We start from the raw sequence: 22090 nt of genomic DNA on the forward strand, positions 1-22090 counted from the left end.
AGAAAATAGGAGGTGTTGAATGTGTCTTATGGCGTTCGACTGGAGGTGTGGGGGGATTTTGCCTGCTTTACGCGACCGGAACTCAAAGTAGAGCGGTTTTCATATCCTGTCATCACACCAAGTGCCGCACGCGGTGTGCTTGAGGCTCTATTTTGGCATAATGGCCTAAAATGGGTCATAGATCGTTTATATGTTCTATCCAAAATCCAGTATGCCAACATTCGGCGCAACGAGCTCAAGGCGAAGATTTCCGCGAGTAATGTGGTGAATTTTGCCGGCAAGGGACAGGGGGAACTATACCTGTCTGCCCGAGAGAATATTCAACAGCGTGCATCGACTGTGTTGAAAGCCCCACACTACGTCATTGAGGCGCACTTTGAGATGACAGGGCAGGCGAACCCATCAGACAATCCGGGGAAGTTTCGGGAGATGTTTACCAGGCGGGCGCGCAAAGGGCAGTGCTGGCACATGCCGTATTTCGGATGTCGTGAGTTTCCGGCACAATTTCGTCTATACGAAGATGAGGCCATAGAGACAGCATATCCGGGTGAAACGAAGGATCTGGGCTTGATGCTCTATGACATTGACTACAGTGATCCGGAGAATCTTCAACCGATGTTCTTTCAGGCACAGATGGTCGATGGCGTGCTTGACCTGCGTGATTGCGAGGTGTATCGTTGATGCTGAAGGCACTCGTACAGAGATATGAAGACGAATGCAAAGAACATCGATTGCCGAAGGAGGGCTGGGAGAAGCGAAATGTCCATTTTGCACTTATCATTGGGAGAGAAGGGGAATTGCTTCAAGTTGTTTCTCTCATGCAGGAGGTAGAACGCGGAAAGAAAAAAATATTACGTCCGCAGGAACTCCTTGTGCCCGTGGGGGAAACGCGTACGAGTGGGATATATCCGCTGTTCCTCTGTGATAATTCGTCCTATTTTCTGGGAGCAGATACAAAGGGAAAGCCTAAGCGGTCGGCAGATTGCTTCACGGCTGCGGCAAAACTGCATGAGGAGATCCTAGCAGACGTTACAGGAGAAACGGCACAGGCTCTAGTTCATTTCTTTCATCACTGGCAAATAGGTAAGAATGCCGTTTGCAAACATCCGGAAATTGCTCCCTATGCCGATGAGATTCTTGCAGGTGCAAATCTTGTGTTTCGCTATGCGGGGCAGTATGTCCATGAAGCGCCTGAGATTGCGTCAGCATGGGAACGCTATCGTCAGAATCGCGCAGAAGAGAAACGCGGACGCTGTCTCGTGACTGGAACAATAGAACCAATCGCTATTAAGCATCCGGCACTCAAGGGGGTGAGCGGAGCACAGCCAACGGGAGCCATGTTGGTCTCGTTTAACGAGAATGCCTATTAATCCTATGGGCATGATGGCCAGCAGGGGGGCAATGCTCCTGTCTCAAAACATGCAGCATTCGCTTATGGTACTGCACTTAATGCACTGCTTGCAGACGATGCACATAAGAAGCTCATTGGTGACACTACTGTTGTCTACTGGGCCGCAGAGAAGAGTGAAGCCGCTCAAAATGTATTTGCAGGCGCGCTCGGTGATAACAATGAGATGACGGATGATTTGCTGGATAAAATCTTAACAGATATACGGGACGGAGGGGATATCGACTATGACGGTGTCTCCATTCCTTATGAGAACCCTTTTTATATTTTGGGGCTGGCGCCAAATGCAGCGCGGGTTTCTATTCGTTTCTTCCTGCAGGATTCCTTTGGCGTGTTTCTGAAAAATCTCGCCTTATATAGAGAGCAGATGGATATCATTCGTCCCTCTTGGGTGAAAAGCAGGAATGTTCCTCTAGGGAAGCTGCTTTTGGAGACGGTAAATCCGAATGCCAAGAAACTGATGGCAGCTCCTGTCATGGCGGGGGCGATGATGCGAGCTGTATTGACCGGTATGCCGTATCCCGTGTCTGTATTTCAAAATATTATGATCCGGATTCGTGCACAGCAAGGGGCGGAAAAAATAAATCCGAGGCGTGCCGGTTTTTTGAAGGCATATCTGCTGCGCAATAGAGAAAGGAGAATTACTGTGGCACTTGATGAAAACGAAACAGAAACCGCTTATTTGCTGGGGCGCTGGTTCGCCGTTTTAGAGCAGGCACAGAAGATGGCACTTCCGGAAATCAAGGAGACCATTCGGGATCGGTTCTTCAATTCTGCTTGTGCAACGCCCGCCTATGTATTCCCGCTTTTGCAGAAACTTTCACTTCATCATATCAAGAAGCTGGAAAAAGCTGCGGATAGGGTTCGTGTCGAGAAATTCTTGGCTGAGACTCTTGGAAAACTGGAGGCAGGAAGCATTCCGCGACACTTACCGCTCGAGGAGCAAGGCATATTCATTCTGGGATATTATCATCAGCAGCAGCAATGGTATCAGAAGAAGGAGGCAGAATAAAATGTCCGAAGCAATTAAGAATCGCTATGATTTTGTCATTCTGTTTGACGTAGAGAATGGGAATCCCAATGGTGACCCCGATGCAGGGAATATGCCGCGTGTCGATCAGGAAACAGGGCATGGGCTCGTCACGGACGTTTGTCTCAAGCGTAAGATTCGCAACTATATCGAAGCGATAAAAGAGGGGGTGCCCGGCTATCGCATCTATATCAAGGATGATGTTCCGCTTGCCCATCACGATCAAGAGGCCTGTGCTCATTTTGGGATTGAGGACATCAAGAAAATCAAAAAGGATAATCCGGAAATCGACAAGAAAATTCGTGATTTCATGTGCAGTAATTTCTTCGACATTCGTACCTTTGGCGCCGTTATGACGACGTTTGTACAGGGGGCGTTGAATTGCGGTCAGGTACGCGGACCAGTGCAGCTTGGGTTTGCGCGCAGCATTGATCCTATTCTGCCGCAGGAAATCACTATTACCCGAACAGCGATCACAACGGTACAGGCCGCACAGGCACAGAAAACCACGATGGGACGCAAGTTCATTGTTCCCTATGCCCTCTACAAGGTAGAGGGCTATGTCTCGGCAAATCTTGCACGTAAGGTTACCGGATTTTCGGAGGAAGATCTGGAACTCTTGTGGCGGGCAATCTTGTCTATGTTCGAACTGGATCATTCGGCAGCACGTGGCAATATGGCAACGCGTGAATTGATTGTTTTCCGCCATGAAAGCGAACTCGGAAATGCACCTGCCTATCGGTTGTTTGATCGTGTTCATGTCAGTAAGAAAAGGAAAGAGACTCCCGCACGGAGCTATCAAGATTATGAAGTCCATGTGGATACAGAGAATTTGCCTGAAGGGGTAAGCTGTATGCGCATGAGTTGAGAGAATAAAAATGTATGCGTGATATGTGGTGCGAAGGTAAAGCAAACAGAAAAACCAAGCAAAAAATATAGATGCGAGGACCTGCCGCAGGAGGGGCGTGGCAAAGGGGGATATCGTAACCTCGTTTGCGGTCGCGCCCCTCGTGGGCGCGTGGATGTCGAAATGTAGACTTTCGTATGGAAAATTTCGGAGGGAGAGGGTCACTTGCTGTGCTTTACAGGAGTATCCGTGGACTACGGGACGGGGGCGGATGTTGTGCACGCGATAGCGGACACGAGTCTCTGCGTGGAGCGGGGGACGGTGCTCGCACTCATCGGTGCGTCCGGCTGCGGCAAGTCTACGCTCCTGCGCGTGGGGGCGGGGCTTGTGCGTCCGACAGCGGGCACAATCACGAGTGATGGCGTGCCCATCGACCCGCGCACGCTGCGCATCGGCTTCCTGCCGCAGAACTACGGTCTGCTCGCATGGAAGACGGTGCGCGAGAATATCCTGCTCGGCGCACAGATCAAGGGGGAGTGGAGCACCGAGCGGGTGTCGGCATTTGATGAACTCGTCGCAGAGCTTGGACTCTCCGACCTCTTGGAGCGCTATCCGCGTGAGCTCTCGGGCGGACAGCAACAGCGCGTCGGGCTTGCGCGCGTCTTTCTGCTCGCCCCCGATCTCCTGCTGATGGATGAGCCGTTCTCCGCGCTCGACGCAATTACGCGCGAGTCGATGCAGGAGGTATTCCTCTCGCTGTGGAAAAAGCAAGCTGTGACGACCCTGCTCGTAACGCATTATGTGGAGGAGGCACTGACGCTCGCAGGGCGGATTGCCGTCATGCGGGGGACGCCGGGGCACGTCGCAGAGATCATGGACAATCCGTATGCGGGCGACCTCGCGCACCGCTCCTCTCAGGAGTTCTTTGCGATGGGGCAGGAGCTGCGCGCAAAGATCGCGGGAGGCGTGTGATGGCAAAGATTTCGCTGCGGATGTTTGCGCTTGGCATCATCTTCTCGCTTGCTCTTTGGGCGGTTGTTGCACATCTTCTCGCGATGCCCGTGATCCCGCCACCGGAGCAAGTGCTCCTGCGGCTCGTGCAGAAATTTACAGATGTGATTGCCGTTCATGCGGGCTACAGCCTGATGCGCATTGTGTTCGGTCTCGTTGCTGCCGTTGCCGTTGGCTATCCCGTCGGCGTTCTGATGGGATACTTCCCGCGCGTGAACCGCCTGCTTGCGCCGCTCCTATATCTGAGTTATCCCGTGCCGAAGATCGCGCTCCTGCCCGTGGTCATGCTGCTCTTCGGCGTGGGGGAGACGAGCAAACTGCTGCTCGTCTTTCTCATCATCGTCTTTCAGGTTGTCGTTGCCGTGCGTGATGCCGTGGCGGCGATTCCAGCCGAGACCTATGCGCCGCTGCGCGTCCTCGGCGCATCGTTCGTGCAGATCGTACGGCACATCATCGTGCCCGCCTCACTGCCGAAGTTCATCACGGCGGTGCGCGTGGCGATGGCGACGGCGATTTCCGTCCTCTTTTTCACGGAGACGTTCGGGACGCAGTACGGCATCGGATATTACATCATGGACGCATGGCTGCGTGTGAACTACCTCGATATGTATGCGGGCATCGTTGTTCTCAGCACAATGGGGCTACTGCTCTTTGCCCTGCTCGACTGGACAGAACGGCGGCTGTGTGCATGGAATCGAACATAAGATTTCGATTTGATAGAAAAAGTTGTGGACTTGCTTTTCTTTTTCCTACAAATGTCCTATAATGTAGAATGAGAGAGATTCTAAATGATGAGTTCGGGAGGGCTCTGTTGTATGAAAGGTACTGTAGTCGCTACATGGATTAGTACATCGCGTGAGCTATGGGGCAGTGATGTGGTTGACGGGGTTATGCGGGAGATGGGGTGGGAGCCGGATCGGCTCTTTCTGCCGCTTGAGGACGTCGATGACGGCACGATCAAACGCCTGATGGATACGCTCAGCAAGGCGAATGGTCTGTCTGTCAGGGATATTTGGTATGAAATGGGACGCGATAACATTAAGTCCTTTGCACGCGTGTACCCTTCGTTTTTCGCAAATAAAAACCTATATACATTCTTGGCATCAACCTACGATATTCATGTAGAGATCGTAAAAAAGATTGCGGGCGCAAAGCCGCCTCAGCTCATTATGACGCCGATTTCGGAATACGAGGCGATATTTACCTACGATTCGAATCGGGGGCTTCTGGACTATTTTCGCGGGCTGATCAAAGGTTCGGCAGAGTATTTTAAGGAAAAGCTCGGGGTTGAAGTTCTGGAACAGACGGCCACCCATATGAAGCTGAAGCTTACCTTTGAAAAACCGATCTTCCGAGAGAAAACATTTGGCATCAATAAACTCTTTGCCTTTACCGGATCGCCGGCGGGCGGCATTGGTCTGCTGACGTTTGCGGGGACGCTGATTTTATCCGTGCTGCTCAGTCTCGGCGATGTTTCGTGGAAGACATTCGTCATTCCCGTGTGCTCTGCTCTGGTTGCCGCGCTCGGCGCAGGGATTCTGCTGCGTCCGCTCGGAGCAATCGAAAAGGAAATCGATCAGCTGGTCGAAAACAAATATTTTGACGCGCTGACGCTTCGCTCCGGCGACGTATTCGAGCGGGTGAGTGACAAGCTGATCAAGTATCGCAAGCAGACGCAGGCGGACTTTACGGGCTTCAAGGGGATCGTGGACGAGCTGCGGCGCTATGGCAGCGATTTTGACGGATTGGCAGAGAATATGGGGGGGGCCTCGGGGGATATCGCAGACGTGATCAACGAGGTTGCGGACAGTGCTACGACGGGGGCGGAGAATACCATATCCGTGGCAGATTTCCTCAACGCTAATATGAAAGCACTGCAATCGGTCGTCAATGAGCAGGTCAAGAATAACGATGCACTGAACTACGCCGTCAACAGCATTCACGAAGGCTTCGGTAAGGTGCGGACATCCAGTACGAACCTTAATCACAGCATGGAAAAATTCACTGCTGTGAAGGAAGAGGTCGAGTCTCTTAGAGAGGCGACGGAGAAGATCATGGCGATCACGGGGCTGGTAACGGATATCGCAGGGCAAACAAACCTGCTCGCCCTCAATGCTGCGATTGAAGCAGCCAGAGCAGGTGAGCAGGGACGCGGGTTCAGCGTCGTCGCCGAGGAAGTCCGAAAGCTTGCCGAGCAGTCGCAGGGACACGCTGAGGTCATCACGAGCGATGTCATGGCGGTCACGCGTATCATCAACGAGGTCGTCGGTTCGGTCAACGAGGAATATGAGGTCTTGGAGCGTGAGAGCAGTCAGCTCGTTCACGTTGTCGAGGGAAACAATCAGTACATCGACAACATTCGCGGTGTGTCGGGAAGTATTTCGGGCATCATTGAGCAGCTCAAAAATGAGATGACGAACATGGAAGATGTTCTCAGCAAGGTCGAGCATATCGCCTCTATGGCAGAGCAAAACTCCGCCTCAACTGAGGAAGTCAACGCCGCCATGCACACGCATAACCTAAAGCTGCAGGACATGATGGAAAAAATCAAGCAGTTCAAGGAAGTTACCACGGCGTTCTCGGCGGATATCAATCACTATAAGACCTGATCCTGTTCTATGAAAAATGGGCTGTTGCATGAAGACAAAAAGCCTTTGTGCAACAGCCTTTTTTAGGGTATCGCCGTCAATGCAGACAAGATAGGGCGCATGAATACTTCTTCTCAATAGCTTTACAAGCCCCTCTGAAAAATGGTAAGATGAGCGCGTATGCTTTTGCCGTGCGGACAGGTATCTGTTCGACTTTCTTTCAGGAAAAGGATGGTACGCAAAATGAACGAGCTTCTCTATAAAATTCCTGCCAATACGCCGCGCGAGGAGGTCATTCGTCAGCTCAAGGCACATCCCGAGGTGCGCTTCGTCTCGCTCGTTGGCATCGATATGGCGGGCAACGATACCGATGAGAAGATCCCCGTGCGGATTTTCATTGAGGACATCGAGAAATTTTACAATGGAACCGCCGTGCAGACGGACGGCTCCTCCGTCGTCCTGCCGAAGATTGCGACGATCAATAACGCGAAGGTGGATCTTCCGATTGATCCTGCAGTCAACTGGTTCGTGGACTACGATCCCGAGAGCGCGGATGAGGAAACGGGACTGCCCATCGGGACGCTGCGCATTCCGTCCTTTATCATTCACGAGGAAAAGCGCGTCGACTCGCGCGCGGTACTCGTGGATACGCTTGCCTATGTCAAGCAGGAACTGCTCGACTTTTTCCATGCGCATCCCAAGATCTCCGGTGCGCCGAGCCTGAACGGAGCGGACATTGTGGACATTGCGTTTACATCGGCGACAGAGCTTGAGTTCTGGGTCAAGACGCCGCTCGACGACAATGCGTCCATCGAGGAGATGTCCGCCTCGCAGGTGATGAATGAGCAGTATTGGGAGCGCACGCACGGCGCTGTGCGTACGGCGCTCGAGGACTGCATCATCCAGCTTGACAAATACGGCTTCCATATGGAGATGGGGCACAAGGAGGTCGGCGGGCTCAAGGCACAGATCGACGAGAGTGGCCGCATGACGCACGTCTGCGAGCAGATCGAGATCGACTGGCAGTATGACCATGCCGTGCAGGCGGCAGACAACGAGCTCTTCGTCCGCACATTTGTCCGCGAGATCTTCCGCCTCTATGGGCTCGAGGTCAACTTCAAGGCGAAGCCGCTCATCGGGCTTGCGGGCAACGGCGAGCACACGCATCTCAGCCTCGCGGCGATCACGAAGGACGGCAAGCGGCACAGCCTCTTTGCCGCCGATGATCAGAACGCGAACTATATGAATGCGGTCGGCTACGGCGCGCTTATGGGGCTTCTCAAAAACTACGAGGCGATCAACCCGTTCGTGTCTGCAACGAATGATGCGTTCAACCGCCTCAAGCCCGGCTTTGAGGCGCCCGTCTGCATCGTCACCTCGTTCGGCGCCTCGCCTGCGATCCCCTCGCGCAACCGCACGGTGCTCGTGAGTCTCATCCGCGACCTCAAGAATCCGATCGCGACGCGCTTTGAGCTGCGCGCGACGAATCCGTATTCCAACACCTATCTCGTCATTGCCGCCTCTTACCTTGCGATTCTCGACGGGATCAAACACACGGCGGGACGCACGACGGCGGAGCTTCTTGCAGAGCTGTCGAAGCAGCCGGGGGAGAAGGGATTCTACCTCGAGAGCGACCGCGCCTATCGGAGCGAGGAGGACGTGTTCGAGTACTATACGGAGGACGAGCGCGACGCGTGCTTTGGAAAGCCGCCCGCGACGGTTTGGGAGAACATGCTCGGCTTTGACCTCTACCCCGAAAAGGTGGCGGTGCTCACGGCGGGCAACACGCTCCGCCCGCAGATCATTGAGTCGTTCCGTACGGGCGCACTCCTGCGCTGGAAGATTGAGCTCATCAGCCGCATCATCCCCGAGAACCGCAAGCTCGTCCGCCGTATGACGGAGATCAAGAGCGATTTCGTCACAGATCAGGATGCCTACATGTGGAACAAGATCCACGATCTGCGCATCTACCTCGCGAAGGATACGATCGATGACAAGGCGCTTTTCACGTTGCTCATCAAGGCGCTGAATGAGGGCGACTACCCGACGGCGTCCGCCCTGCAGCTCGAGATGTACGCAAAGATGGAGGAGCTCAAGAGCCTCTACGAGTGCTATAAAAAGAATATGATCTGAGTGTAAGAGGCTCTGTCGAAATTTCGGCAGGGCTTCTTTTGGTTAGGGTTGTTTTTATGCTATAATAAAAACAAATCATAAAGTTTTACTGCACTGTGAGGAACATGATGATCGAAGGGCATAAAGCGCGACAATATCAGGATACGGTGTTTCGCCTGTATTTCAGCGACACGATGCGTCTGCGGGAGCTGGCGGGCGCACTGCACGGGCGAACGTACACATCGGAAGAACAGATGGAAATCGTTACACTGGATGGGACGTTCCTGTCACAGCTGAAAAACGATATTTCATTTATACTTGCGGGGCGGCATCTTGTTTTTATGGAGCATCAGAGTACCCCGAACGAGAATATGCCCCTGCGCTGCCTTTACTATGTCTGTGAACAGTTTCGCAGGAAGATTGATGCAAAGTTGCTCTATCAAAACAGGAAGGTCATGCTTCCCGTGCCGGAGTTTCATGTATTCTATACGGGTGTGAAGGTGTTGCCGGAGGAGTCGGTCATGAGGCTCTCTGATGCATTTTGTGCGGATGGCATGGATCTGAACTTGGAGCTTAAAGTCAGCATTCACAACGTCGTCTATGGGGAGCAAAAACAACTCCTTATACAAAGCCGTGCACTGCATGACTATAGCTTCTTTATTAATGCGGTCAAACGGAACATTGCGGCAGGGATACCGCGTGTGGAAGCGATTCGCAGCGCTATACGCTATTGCAAAGAACATGAGATTATGAGGCTGTTTTTGGAGCAGCATGAAAGGGAGGTCATCGACATGGTGGATTTTGAATGGAACCAAGAACTCTTTGAAGAGGCAAAATTCGAGGAGGGGCTTGAGCAGGGGCGTGAGGAAGGTCTTGAGCAGGGACGTGAGGAAGGAAAATCGGCGATGATTCTCGGAATGCTCAGGGAAAAGATGCCGCTTGAGATGATTGCCAAGATTTCGGAGCTCTCCCTTGATAAAGTGCGCGAGCTTGGGCGGATGCACAGCCTGCTGTAAGACATATATTCTTTCTATATGCCTTGTATTTTTTCAAAAATGAAAGGGAACTGCGACACATCGAGAGCGTGCGGCAGTTCCCTTTTTGTGTAGATGAAGGTCGAACCTTCTTCAATGTGGGAAAAGAAGATGTGCGATATGTCTGCCGTCGATGCCGCTACACAAAAGCGGCAATAAAGCCAATTTTTTTGCGTGCAAGGTTATGGCGTACAAGGCTTAAAAAATAAAAGTCAAAAAATCAAAAGTTTTATTTGACTTTTTGACTTTATCTGTTATAATGGGCACATAAACATGAAATGAACTGTGGAGGACATGGATATGGAACAGGATAAATACACAGCGCGGACGCTTGCCGCGCTCCAATCGGCACAGCAGATTGCTGCAATGCGCTATCATCAGGAAATCACGTCGGCACATGTGCTGCTCGCACTAGCGAAGGAGCCGGAGGGGCTGCTTGCGACGATCTTCGAGGTCTGCAATGTCGACCTGCCGATGTTCAAGGCACGGCTTGAGAAGGAGCTTGCGACCATCCCGAGTGTGCGTGGCACGAACCGCCTCGGTATGGGGATGGATATGGTGCGCGTGCTCGGGCGCGCCGAGGAACTGGCGAAGTCGATGAAGGATGAATACGTGTCGACGGAGCATCTCCTGCTCGCGCTCGTCACGGACGGGAGCGACGAGGTACAGCGCATCGCGCGCGAGTTCGGCCTGACAAAGAGCGCCGTGCAGGATGCGATCCAGAAACATCGCAAGCAGAACGTCACGAGTGACAACCCCGAGGAGGGTTATCAGTCGCTCGAAAAATACGGGCGTGATCTGACGGCGGCGGCACGTGCGAACAAGCTCGACCCCGTGATCGGACGCGACGAGGAGATCCGCCGCTCGATCGAGATTCTCTCGCGCCGTACGAAGAACAACCCGGTGCTCATCGGTGAGCCGGGCGTCGGCAAGACGGCGATTGTCGAGGGGCTTGCCCGCCGTATCGTGGCGGGGGATGTGCCCGAGTCGCTGAAGAACAAGACGCTCTACTCGCTCGACATGGGCGCGCTCGTCGCGGGCGCGAAATTCCGCGGCGAATTCGAGGAACGCCTCAAGGCGGTACTCAACGAGATTGCAAAGTCTGAGGGGCAGATTCTCCTCTTCATCGACGAGGTGCACACCGTCGTCGGCGCGGGTGCCGCCGAGGGCGCGATGGATGCGGGCAACCTGCTGAAGCCGCTCCTTGCGCGTGGCGAGCTGCGCTGCATCGGTGCAACGACACTGAACGAGTACCGCAAGTACATCGAGAAGGACACGGCGCTCGAGCGCCGCTTCCAGCCCGTCATGGTCGGCGAGCCGAGCGTGGAGGACACGATTTCGATTCTGCGCGGACTCAAGGATCGCTACGAGGTGCATCACGGCGTCCGCATCCGCGACGCGGCTCTTGTCGCGGCGGCAACGCTCTCGGATCGCTACATCTCCGACCGCTTCCTGCCGGATAAGGCAATCGACCTCGTCGATGAGGCCGCGGCAAAGCTGCGCACGGAGATCGAGTCCATGCCCGCACCGCTTGACGAGATTCGGCGCAAGATCCTCCAACTCGACATCGAGGAGGAGGCTCTGAAAAAGGAGACGGACGAGGCATCGAAGGAAAAACTCGCCGCTCTTGTTGCCGAGAAGGAAGAACTTCACACCGAGGAACAGAAGCTCCAGGAGAAGTGGGAAGGCGAGACGCAGGCGATCCTGCGCGTGCGCGCCATCAAGAAGGAGATGGACGAACTGCGCGGCGAGATGGAGGCGGCGGAGCGTGCCCAGAACCTCGCACGCGCCTCAGAGCTGAAATACGGCAAGATGCCGGAACTTGAGAAGAAACTCGCGGATGAGGAAGCGGCAATTGCCGCCAAATCCGAGGGTGAGCGGATGCTCAAGGAGGAGGTCGGCGAGGAGGACATCGCGCGCGTTGTCAGTCGTTGGACGGGCATCCCCGTGACGAAGATGATGACGGGCGAACGCGAGAAGCTGCTCCGCCTTGAGGAGGTGTTGCATGAGCGCGTCGTAGGTCAGGACGAGGCGGTCACGGCGGTCAGCGAGGCGATCCTGCGCGCGCGTGCGGGCATCAAGGATCCGAACCGCCCGATTGGCTCCTTTATCTTCCTCGGCCCCACGGGCGTGGGCAAGACCGAGCTTGCAAAGACGCTCGCCGAGTCCCTCTTTGACGACGAGCGGAGCATGATCCGCATCGACATGAGCGAGTATATGGAGAAGCACAGTGTCTCGCGTCTCATCGGCGCGCCTCCGGGCTACGTCGGCTATGATGAGGGCGGACAGCTCACGGAGGCGGTGCGCCGTCGCCCGTACAGCGTCATCCTGCTCGACGAGATCGAGAAGGCGCATCGCGACGTGTTCAACGTACTGCTTCAGATCCTCGACGACGGGCGGCTCACGGACGGCAAGGGGCGCGTCGTGAACTTCAAGAACACCGTCATCATCATGACGAGCAACCTCGGCTCGCATGAGATCCTGAGCAAGGACTACGCAGAGGCGGAGACGGCGGTGCGCGCCCTGCTGCGGGAGTATTTCCGCCCCGAGTTCCTGAACCGCGTGGATGACACAATCGTGTTCAAGGCTCTTACAAAGGACGATGTGAAGCGCATCGCGGCGATTATGCTCGCGGCTCTCAGCAAACGCCTCGAGCGGCAGGCTGACATTGAGCTCACATGGGACGATGCGGCACTTGCGGCACTTGCCGATGAGGGATTCGACCCCGATTTCGGTGCGCGTCCGCTCCGTCGCCTACTCACGCACACGGTCGAGACCGCCCTCTCGAAGAAGATCATCGCGGGCGATGTGCGCGGCGGCGATACCGTGGAGCTTGGCTTTGACGGGACGGAGTTTACGTTTAAGAGATTGTAAATCCAAAAGCCTGCCCCGCTTGCGGGGAAGGGGGACCGCGAAGCGGTGGAAGGGGCACAACAGGGAGCAGCATGAAGGTGTATTTTCCTTCATGTCGCTCCTTATTCATTTCCGTACCAAAGGTTACAGCCTTTCTTCACCGACCTGCGTTATAATCGTCACACAGAGATGACAAAGAGCATTTGACATATAAAGGAGTTTTGACGATGGAGAAGATACTGGATCTGAAAAAGACGGTTGCCGAGCTCGTGGAGGAGAATCCCGAAGTAAAGGAGATCATGGCGGGGATCGGCTTTAAGGAGATTACAAATCCCGTTGCGCTGAACGTGATGGGGCGCATCATGACGATTCCGCGCGGCGCAGCGGTGAAGGGCATCGACCTCGCGAAGGTGATTGCGGCATTCGAGGAGCGCGGCTATACGGTTCTCAGCGAGGACGGCGCATCGCGTCAGGGGCGTTTACGCGGCTTTATCGAGCGCCTGTCGAGCGGCGAGGACTTGGAGTCCGTCCGCAAGGACTTCGTGCAGGAGTTCCGGCACGTCGAGGCACAGGAGATTATGGACGCAGAGCAGACCCTCATCAAGGAGGGGCTGCCCATCAAGGAGGTACAGCGTCTCTGCGATGTGCACTCCGCACTCTTTCACGGCGCGATGGACGCTCCTGCGGGTGCGCTCTCGCACGACGAGATTCACGCACAGGCGGCATCGGTGAATCCCGACGACATTGATGCACTGCCCGAGGCACATCCGCTCTCCATCCTGCGTGCGGAGAATGCGGCACTCGACGCGCTGCTCGACACGATTGAGGGCGAGCTGGACGGCGCAAAGCGTACAGATGTCATGCTCCAGCACATTCTCGCGCTCGGTGATGTGCGCTCCCACTACATCAAGAAGGAAGAACTGTTGATGCCGATTCTCTACGATTACGGTGTCACGGGTCCCTCGCAGGTCATGTGGGGCATCGACGATGAGATGAAGCGCGAGCTCGCGATGATTATCAAGGCACTCAAGGCAGACGCGGAGACGCTGCCGCTCTACGAGGCACGTATCCGTGCACTCATGCAGCGCATCCGAGAGATGATCTTCAAGGAGGAGAAGATTCTCTTTCCGCTCAGCCTGCGCTATTTCACGCAGATGGAATGGTATCGCTGCTATCATGACCTGCCGGACATGGGTATCTCGTTCGGCGTTCCGATTCCCGCGTGGGCAGAGGCGCAGCCGTGGCTCGATCAGGAGGCGGCGCGTCTCGCACAGTCTCAGGTGGGGGGGAAGCTCCAGTTCCCGACGGGCGAGCTGTCAATGGAGCAGCTGACGACGATCCTTCAGTTGCTGCCCGTGGATATCACGTTTATCGACAAGGACGATGTCGTCCGCTTCTTCACGAACGAGGGGCAGGTCTTTACGCGCCCGCTGTCCGCACTCGGGCGCGATGTGATGAACTGTCATCCGCCCGAGATCATCCCCGTGGTGCGGAATCTGATCGCCGACTTCAAGGCGAAGAAGCGCACGCAGATGATCGTGCACCGCTACATCCGCGAGCGTCCGATTCGCGTACACTATCAGGCAATGTACGATGCGGTGGGCGAGTACATCGGCACGGTCGAGTTTGTGACCGACCACGCAGAGCCGCTGGAAAAATTCCGTCGCTGAACATGAGTGTATGACACTATTGCATAAAATTTGAGAACGTGATAAAATATTAAAGCAAAACTAAAATTATTTCTTGTGGTCAACCGTTTTGTAACAAAAATGGTTGACCACAGTAGTATGTGCAAAGAGAAGGTATCATTATGAACAAGGGCGAATCGTATAAAGATCTTGTACAAGACTCACAAGAGCGTTATCGGATGCAAAGCGATGGGGCTTCTTTTCTGATATTGCTTTGATGAGGCATTTGGCATATGTAGGGAAATAAATTAGCTACTAAGGAATCACTGATAAATTCAGCCCGCCATCTTAGCACATCTTTTTTGTCCGCACTTCGTCGGCAAATCCTCCACAGAGCACCACTTTGCGTCCGGTTTGCCTCCTCGTTCGGACGAAAAAATCTGCGCCAATCTGACGGACTTCATTTTATCAGTGATTCCCTAAGTTTTCTGGTCATGCGTCTATTATGTATTTTGTTCCAAATAGAGTGTAGTAAAGAGAGTTTATCATCTTTCATTCCGAGACCATCATGAAGCAAAAGTCTGGCACTTTACAGATATGAGCGTGAGAGAGGATAAAGGAATGACGGTGGTGTTTCGGGATGGAACGAAAACGAGAGTGTAAGCATTTGGAGCGATTTGACAGGCAAATTTCCGCAAGAGAGAACAGAAAGACATTGGAGGGAATGATACATACCTTCTACGCTATCAATGAGGAGCAAATTGAATTTGATGAAGATTTGTGGGGCGGACTGTACTAGATGACCTCGTGGTCAATGGAGGAGGCGGTTGTTATTTACAAGGAGAAATTGAGAATGCTGTGTAATAAAATGGATGAAATGATAGTCTGGAGTCATATTTTTATAGAGAAAATATAGAATTCATGTTATACTAACATAAATAAAGTAGCACTAATTTTTTCAATACTTTGCTTATAAGGGAGAATGAATCAATGCCGAAACTGACGATAGGAGCAGCGATTGATGGGCTGAAAAAGATGGGCATTGCGCTTGGTGATGAGCTAAAATTCAAGAGGCACATGAATGAGTGGAAAAAATTAGTAGCTATGGCGGATGAGCCTCTGCTTATCATGGTTATGGGGGAGTTTTCCTCCGGCAAATCAACGTTCATCAATGCCATTCTTGGACAAGAAGTGACAGTTCGGGGCGCGACTCCCACCACGGCTGTCATTACCAAGATCTGCTATGGCGATCGTGATGAAACTATCGTTCATTTCAAGGATGGTCGGATCGAGCAGTATGACCCGCACAACTTCATGCGTCTGACAGCAGAAACTGATGCGGACGATGAGGCGCGTCGCTTGCACGAAGACATGGATTATGTGGAAAAACGATTGAATCTTTCTATATTGAAAGATGTATCTATCATCGACAGTCCGGGGTTTGGAGCAATAACTTCCGGGCATGCGCAGACAACAAAAAGGTTTATGGGGAATGCCGATCTGGTTGTGTGGCTGATGAGTGTTCAGCAGCCGGCAAAGGCATCTGAAGTTCATTTATTGGAATCACTCGACCCCCGGTTGAAACCAATCGTGCTAGTCAATCAGATTGATCTGATTGATGAGGAAGAAGACGATCTGGAAGATATTTTGCATGATGTTCGCCAAAAAGTTCAAGGTCACGTCCGTTCTGTACATGGCATATCAGCACTTAGGGCGCTGGAAGGCGAGGTGAATGGCGACCAGGCAGAAATAGACGCAAGCAACATTGTCGTATTTTTCGACCTGATGCGAAATGAGGTTTTGCCGCATTGTGATGAGTACCGTATGCACACACTTGTGCATGAAACGACAACATTGCTTCGTCATGGAGGCGCAACACTGCAATTCTGGTTTGAGCAAATCGAGCCGTTGCGTGAATTCAACTACGAAACGTATGCCAATGAGAAAGCAAATCTACAGCCGTTCGAACAGGCCTTGGCAGAAGCTGCTCGCTTGTGGAAAGAGTATGTATACGATGAAGGGCAGGAGTCTGAGCGTCAGTATTTCGAGGGTGTCTTATATCAGTATGGATTATTAGCACCAACAGATCATAAAAGGGCATTAGAATGTTTCAAAGCAGCAGCACGGTACGGAGAGACGGACGCAGAGACGGCATATGCTGCGGCTTTGGAAGCTGCCGGACGTTATAGTGAAGCTTTTACCGAATATAAAAAAGCTGCATTGAAGGAAGACGGGGAAGCTGCAGCCGGATATGCAAGGCTGATTGACCAAGGGCATGGGAAAGGAAAGGCACAGGAGTGGTATCGTAAAGCCGCAGGATGGGGATTTTTGGAAGCCCATCTTCATATCGATTACGGTAATGATGTCGAGGCCAAATTTAACGGATTGCGTGAGGCAGCGGTGTATGGCATCCCTGAGGCTCAGGCTGCATTATCTGAATGCTATAGAGAAGGCATCGGCTGTGTACGAGACGCAAGAGAGGCGTTCAAATGGCAGGCTGAAGCAGCACGTCAGGGGTTGAAGAGTCAATTTATGCCTATGGCACTATCATACCGTCAAGGTATGGATGCTACACAAGAATTCTACTGGTTGACCCGTGCTGCCGACTATGGTGATGCAGAAGGTGCCTTGAACGTAGCACTTTGTTTCTTTTATGGGCATGGCATTCAGAAGGAGTGTGTGGAATCATTCATACGATTAATGAAAATTTCCGATAATACCAATTATAAAGAATCAGATAGGAATGCTGCCAAGAGGGAACTGGAAAAACTTTTTGAACATGGGACTGCTGAAGACCAGATTCTTATAGGAAATGCCGCTCTGAATGGCGATTTGAAAGAATTTTTTGGCAACCGGGGCCTGCTTGAAGCCGGTAATTGGTATGAACGTGCAGAAGCTCAAGGTTCTTTGGAGGGGGCATACCGTAAAGGGCTATGCCTGTGGCGTATCTATCAAGAGAAAAAATATGATAATGCCTTGATTTTAAGGGCTCTTTATCATGCATATATCGCTGTAAAAAAAGCTGCCGGCGGCGGTCATGCGGAGGCAGATGGATTCCTGCAGAAAAATTTTGAGGAAGGGACGCCGGAACTGCAATACGATACCGCGCAAGCTGTTCAGAGCAATAGCGCCGATGCAGAGGGTGTTTTTTATTGGTATAAGAAATCTTCCGATGGCGGTTACGCTCCGGCATTTACAGAACTCGGAGAGCGTTATGCGTCAGGAATCGGCTGTGAAAAAAGTTGGCTTCGGGCTTGGTTTTGGTTGCGTAAAGCAGGACGAAAGGATGGTGAGCGAGGGAAGAAGTCGTACCGAGCGTTTATGGCACCGGCATATCACCGTGTGAAAGTAGTGGCAACAGTATCTGGCGTGATGTTTTCGGTATTAGGTTCATATATTGCGTATGATTACTTATCAACTGATCCCACTGTTTATAAGGTGGTGTATGGGCGTCAATTAAAAAGTGAGCTGTCTCTTGGCATGTTGGAATTGGGAGATACATCGGATGAAATGCGTAAGATTCTTGGGAAAGAAATTTCCAACCGTCAATATGAGGGCTTTGATATATATATCTATCCAAACATGGAAGTGTTTTTCAGAAACAGACGCATTGAGGCCTTGGTTTCTAAGGATGATTCCGTCGCAACCAAGCAGGGGATTCGAAGTAAGATGCCGTATCAGGATGTCGTTGATACCTATGGAACCCCTACTTTTGTGAGCCAATTCGATGGCTTGGATCTGTATGAATATCAATTTGACGGCTTTGATGATCGCTATGGCTTATTACGCTTTGCGGTTGATCCAAGTACACAGTTGGTAGAGTATATCAGCGTAAGAATCCCGATAGAGGAGACGGAGCGCGTTCAGCGAGAAGCCGAAGAGAAAAGACTTATTGCGGAACGTGTGGAACAAGAACGGAAGGCAAAAGAAGCTAGAGAACAAGTGGAACGAGAATCTAGGGATAAGGGGAAGCGCGATGCAGAGGAAGCAGCGAGAGTAGTCGCGAATTTCCATGAAAATATAACAAAAAAAGAGTATCGCAGAGCATATAATTTATGTACCGATAATCTTCAGAATCAGCTGGGACTCTATGAGAACTGGGCTAGAGGATTCAATAATACTGTTGAAAGTGAGGCATCGGACTTTTATTATGGTATAACGGATAGTGATCGTGTTGAACTGTCATTTACTTTAACTAGCCGTGACAGAACTTCGAATGGAATTACTATGCAAAAATGGCGCAGCACTGCCATAGTGGTAAAGGAAGGTGGTCAGTGGCGTATTGCTGCATTGGAGAACAAGACGATATGAAGAATATAAATTTTGTCTGTTAACCTGAGACGGTAAAATGAAAAATCTTCTTTAGAAGTTTATTTGCATTATGGAGAGATTTTATGGGAGAGAAGTATAAAGTTATTGTAGGGCTATTGGGCGTGGGCGTATTTTTGCTGGGTGTACTGGGATGTTCCCCATATGTCACGAAAGCAAATGAGGCAGTAACTGTTGGGACGAAAGAGGGGACGGAGACCTTGACGCCGCAGGATGTAGATCAGTTTTCCGTGGACAAACAAGTAGACGAGATTCTTTCCGGAATGTCCGTAACAGAGAAGATCGGACAGATGATTATAGTAGGTATGCCGGGGGCGGTGTTTGATGATGATTCCCGTTATGTTCTGAGACAATTTCATTATGGAGGAATCATCCTCTTTGACAGAAATTTAGAATCAGGCGAGCAGACTAAAGATCTAGTCCGGAATATTCAGTCAGAAGCTGGCGAAAAATTGCCGCTCTTTATTGCCATTGATGAAGAAGGAGGCTTGGTGGTGCGGGGAGATAGCTTTATTCCTGCACCACCTGCGGCAGAGATTGTGGGACAGGAAAGCCCGGAGTTTGCCGAAAGTCTTGCTGCCTCCGTAGCAGATGATTTGATGTCCTTGGGGATTAACGTGAATTTTGCACCTGTTGCTGATTTGGGGGCGCCTGGAAGACGTTCCTATAGTACAGATCCATATGAAGTCCTTAAATTCGTTAAATCGGTAGGGAATGGCTACCGCTCTGCAGGGCTTATTTATACCCTGAAACACTTTCCTGGGATAGGCAGAGGAATCGTGGATTCTCACGAAGAAATTTCTTCAATAGAAGCTAGTGAGTCAGAACTACGAAAAACAGATATACTGCCATTTAGAGAAATGATCAATGACACAGACAAAGGGGAAGACCTTGATTACATGGTAATGGTGGGGCATCTCAAATATCCTGCCTTTGATGAAGAAAATCCTGCCAGCCTATCTCGTTACATCATAACTGATCTTCTGAGATATGATTTGGGATATCAGGGGATTATCATTACAGATGATCTGGAAATGGGGGCAGTTGCCAATCATCTAACATTCCGTGAAGCCGGATTGAAAGCTGTTCAGGCGGGAGCAGATATCGTATTGGTCTGTCACGAACACGCCCATGCCGAAGATGCCTATATGGGAATTTACAACGCCTTACAGGACGGACAAATTAGCGAAGAACGGATTAACGAATCTGTAAGGAGAATTATTAAAGCAAAGCTGACTCACGGTTTAAGGCCATGAATCGAGAGTATGTACGACGTTATAGGCTGTGTTAGTAAAGCGGTGTTTTGATTTTTATAATGGCCATAGACGATGGTAGAATTTTCTGTGGAGGCAGGTCATATGGATTTAGCTGCGTATAGCCAGAAGAAGCGACAGCTTACGTTGGATTTGCAAAAGTTGCGGACGGTATCAAAGGAGTTGGCGTTGAGCAATTTAATGCACGACTTGACGAAATATCTGTCCTCTCTCTCGGATGAACATTTCGAACTGGTGGTAGTCGGTGAGTTTTCACGAGGAAAGTCCACTTTTGTCAATGCGATGTTGGGGCGTCGTATACTTCCTTCAAGCAAGAAGCCGACCACGGCGATTATAAGTAAAATTGTTTATGAAGATACGCCGACATATACATTGTTTTACAAAGATGGCAGCAGAAAAGGTCTTACGGAAGAGGATTTCCTTAAGATAACTGCGCCCCGAGAGGGGAGCCTGATGGATAAGATTCGTTCTTTTGCCTCCAAAAAGGATCAGGACGAACTTGATAAGATCAGCTATGCCGAAGTAGGCTATCCTTTGAGCTTCTGTCGCGAAAACGTCGAGGTTGTTGATACGCCGGGAACGAACGATTTGAATGTAGGTAGAATTGAAATCACTTACGGCTATATCAACAAGGCAGATGCTATCATCATGCTGTTATCTGCTACGCAGGCAATGTCGCAATCGGAATCAGATTTTTTGAGAGAACGAATCTTGGGAAACCAGATTCGTGATATATTTTTCGTCATCAGCTACAAAGACCAACTTCACAGCAAAGATGAAGAACAAAGAGTGATAAAGTTTGTGAGCGATGCCATCTACAAGATTGCTCCTGAACTTGGAGACAGTTTGCATATCCATCTTTTGTCAAGCAAGCAGGCACTCGTGTATCGCCGTTTGGAAAATGGCGAGGTGCTAAAACCGAATGTGGTAGCACAAAAGCCAGATACTTTGGAGGAAACAGGTCTCCCTGAATTTGAAGATGCCCTCGGAACCTTCCTGTCAGAGGAGAAGGGGCGTATCAAACTTGCCAAGTATATCAACTACGGTGTGCAAACTGCCGGAAAAATACAAAAGGATATTGATGTTCGCTTGGAAATGGCAAAGCACTCTGCCGATGATATTCGTCAGCAAGCAGCTAAATTGGAGCCGAAATTCCTGCATGCAAAACAAGAGGTCGAGCGAGCCGTCGTACGAATGAGGAGAAATCTGCAGCAGTTGCATGGTGATATAGAATCGGCTTGCAACGAATCTAAAAATGATATGTATAATATCATAGCTAGAACGGTCGAAAGATATCATGGCGAGATCAATGAAAAAGAACTAAATACGAGCCTTGGTCGTGAAATGACACAGAATCAAAAAAAACTGATAGATTGTCTGCAGTCCGTACAAAAAAACTGTTTTGACACTGAACAACGCAAGATGAGAGATACACTCTCACGGATATGGAAGGATGTTGATTTAGGCTATCAGAGCGGGTTTAATCTGCCGGCTAAAATCGTGCAGGAAAATATCAGCATCCATGTTGATGTACCCTCCGGTGAGAACGGCTCAGATACTTTTGGCAATATATCACTTGGCATAGCGGCACTGGGACTGATTGTCGGAGCGGCTCCGCTGGGGGTTCTATTCTATGGAGCACTTGGCTTTTTATCTAAAAGTGGTATATTCGGCAAGCGCGAAGATCCCAGTGAAAAAGTCAAACGTGAGCTGCGCAAGCAGTGTGACAAAAATTATGAGATGATTCAAGGAAAATTGGTGGATTCATATGAGAAACAAGTGAAATCTTTTCTTGATTCGATAGAGGCTTCTGCTAACGGAAGAGTTGAGGATATGCGCGCTCAGCTGAATTCTGTTATTGCCATGAAACAGTCCCAAGAGGCTGATGCCAAACAGCAGCTTGAAAAACTGAGGCAGCAGCAGGAGTATGTTGGCGGTGTGTGCCGCCATATGCAGACTATTTTGACGAGGTGAAC

The 22090-nt window shown here is 51.2% G+C and carries 12 protein-coding genes and 1 pseudogene; all 13 read left to right on the plus strand.

All coding sequences use genetic code 11. The features are described from left to right. Window positions 1-21: 21 nt before the first annotated feature. Window positions 22-681 carry a type I-C CRISPR-associated protein Cas5c gene (gene cas5c / locus AXF19_RS08690; protein ID WP_066847739.1) on the plus strand — a complete coding sequence of 220 codons (660 nt, stop codon included), beginning with the start codon at window positions 22-24 and terminating at the stop codon, window positions 679-681. Beyond that, window positions 681-2420: pseudogene (gene cas8c / locus AXF19_RS08695) on the plus strand (type I-C CRISPR-associated protein Cas8c/Csd1). The gene cas5c and the pseudogene cas8c overlap by 1 nt, the downstream one beginning before the upstream one ends. Window position 2421: 1 nt before the next feature. Continuing rightward, window positions 2422-3306, plus strand: a complete 885-nt coding sequence (gene cas7c, locus AXF19_RS08700) for a type I-C CRISPR-associated protein Cas7/Csd2 (RefSeq protein ID WP_066847742.1) — start codon at window positions 2422-2424, stop codon at window positions 3304-3306. Window positions 3307-3510: 204 nt separating this feature from the next. Then, on the plus strand, window positions 3511-4257 hold the full coding sequence (locus AXF19_RS08705; RefSeq protein ID WP_066847745.1) for an ABC transporter ATP-binding protein: 747 nt from the start codon (window positions 3511-3513) through the stop codon (window positions 4255-4257). Beyond that, window positions 4257-5000 (plus strand): ABC transporter permease, encoded by a 744-nt coding sequence (locus AXF19_RS08710; protein WP_066847748.1) that lies wholly within the window; start codon window positions 4257-4259, stop codon window positions 4998-5000. The genes AXF19_RS08705 and AXF19_RS08710 overlap by 1 nt, the downstream gene beginning before the upstream one ends. Window positions 5001-5111: 111 nt before the next feature. Next, on the plus strand, window positions 5112-6905 hold the full coding sequence (locus AXF19_RS08715; RefSeq protein WP_066847751.1) for a methyl-accepting chemotaxis protein: 1794 nt from the start codon (window positions 5112-5114) through the stop codon (window positions 6903-6905). A 222-nt stretch (window positions 6906-7127) separates the two neighbouring features. Then, complete coding sequence (locus AXF19_RS08720) at window positions 7128-9017, plus strand: glutamine synthetase (protein WP_066850163.1); 1890 nt, start codon at window positions 7128-7130, stop codon at window positions 9015-9017. A 107-nt stretch (window positions 9018-9124) separates the two neighbouring features. Further along, window positions 9125-10012 carry a transposase gene (locus tag AXF19_RS08725; RefSeq protein ID WP_066847753.1) on the plus strand — a complete coding sequence of 296 codons (888 nt, stop codon included), beginning with the start codon at window positions 9125-9127 and terminating at the stop codon, window positions 10010-10012. Window positions 10013-10330: 318 nt separating this feature from the next. After that, a complete protein-coding gene (clpB, locus tag AXF19_RS08730; RefSeq protein ID WP_066847755.1) occupies window positions 10331-12904 on the plus strand; it encodes an ATP-dependent chaperone ClpB in 2574 nt (857 codons plus the stop codon). A gap of 206 nt (window positions 12905-13110) precedes the next feature. Further along, window positions 13111-14553 carry a DUF438 domain-containing protein gene (locus tag AXF19_RS08735; RefSeq protein WP_066847757.1) on the plus strand — a complete coding sequence of 481 codons (1443 nt, stop codon included), beginning with the start codon at window positions 13111-13113 and terminating at the stop codon, window positions 14551-14553. Between the two features lie 948 nt (window positions 14554-15501). Continuing rightward, window positions 15502-18822, plus strand: a complete 3321-nt coding sequence (locus AXF19_RS08740) for a dynamin family protein (protein WP_066847759.1) — start codon at window positions 15502-15504, stop codon at window positions 18820-18822. 83 nt (window positions 18823-18905) lie between these two features. After that, window positions 18906-20096, plus strand: coding sequence for a glycoside hydrolase family 3 N-terminal domain-containing protein (locus AXF19_RS08745; protein ID WP_066847761.1), 1191 nt, complete (start codon window positions 18906-18908; stop codon window positions 20094-20096). Window positions 20097-20198: 102 nt separating this feature from the next. Beyond that, the gene (locus tag AXF19_RS08750) at window positions 20199-22088 is read left to right on the plus strand and encodes a dynamin family protein (RefSeq protein ID WP_066847763.1); all 1890 of its coding nucleotides are present in this window, start codon (window positions 20199-20201) and stop codon (window positions 22086-22088) included. The last annotated feature ends 2 nt before the right edge of the window (window positions 22089-22090 follow it).

Origin of the sequence: Selenomonas sp. oral taxon 126, assembly GCF_001683335.1 — a bacterium.
Taxonomy (GTDB): domain Bacteria; phylum Bacillota; class Negativicutes; order Selenomonadales; family Selenomonadaceae; genus Centipeda.

Bases quoted from the DNA above. Each gene is read 5' to 3' on its own strand.
- AXF19_RS08720 (WP_066850163.1), top strand. From the start codon at position 7,128: ATGAACGAGCTTCTCTATAAAATTCCTGCCAATACGCCGCGCGAGGAG.
- AXF19_RS08735 (WP_066847757.1), top strand. From the start codon at position 13,111: ATGGAGAAGATACTGGATCTGAAAAAGACGGTTGCCGAGCTCGTGGAG.
- AXF19_RS08750 (WP_066847763.1), top strand. From the start codon at position 20,199: ATGGATTTAGCTGCGTATAGCCAGAAGAAGCGACAGCTTACGTTGGAT.
- cas7c (WP_066847742.1), top strand. From the start codon at position 2,422: ATGTCCGAAGCAATTAAGAATCGCTATGATTTTGTCATTCTGTTTGAC.
- AXF19_RS08740 (WP_066847759.1), top strand. From the start codon at position 15,502: ATGCCGAAACTGACGATAGGAGCAGCGATTGATGGGCTGAAAAAGATG.
- AXF19_RS08745 (WP_066847761.1), top strand. From the start codon at position 18,906: ATGGGAGAGAAGTATAAAGTTATTGTAGGGCTATTGGGCGTGGGCGTA.
- clpB (WP_066847755.1), top strand. From the start codon at position 10,331: ATGGAACAGGATAAATACACAGCGCGGACGCTTGCCGCGCTCCAATCG.
- AXF19_RS08715 (WP_066847751.1), top strand. From the start codon at position 5,112: ATGAAAGGTACTGTAGTCGCTACATGGATTAGTACATCGCGTGAGCTA.
- AXF19_RS08725 (WP_066847753.1), top strand. From the start codon at position 9,125: ATGATCGAAGGGCATAAAGCGCGACAATATCAGGATACGGTGTTTCGC.
- AXF19_RS08710 (WP_066847748.1), top strand. From the start codon at position 4,257: ATGGCAAAGATTTCGCTGCGGATGTTTGCGCTTGGCATCATCTTCTCG.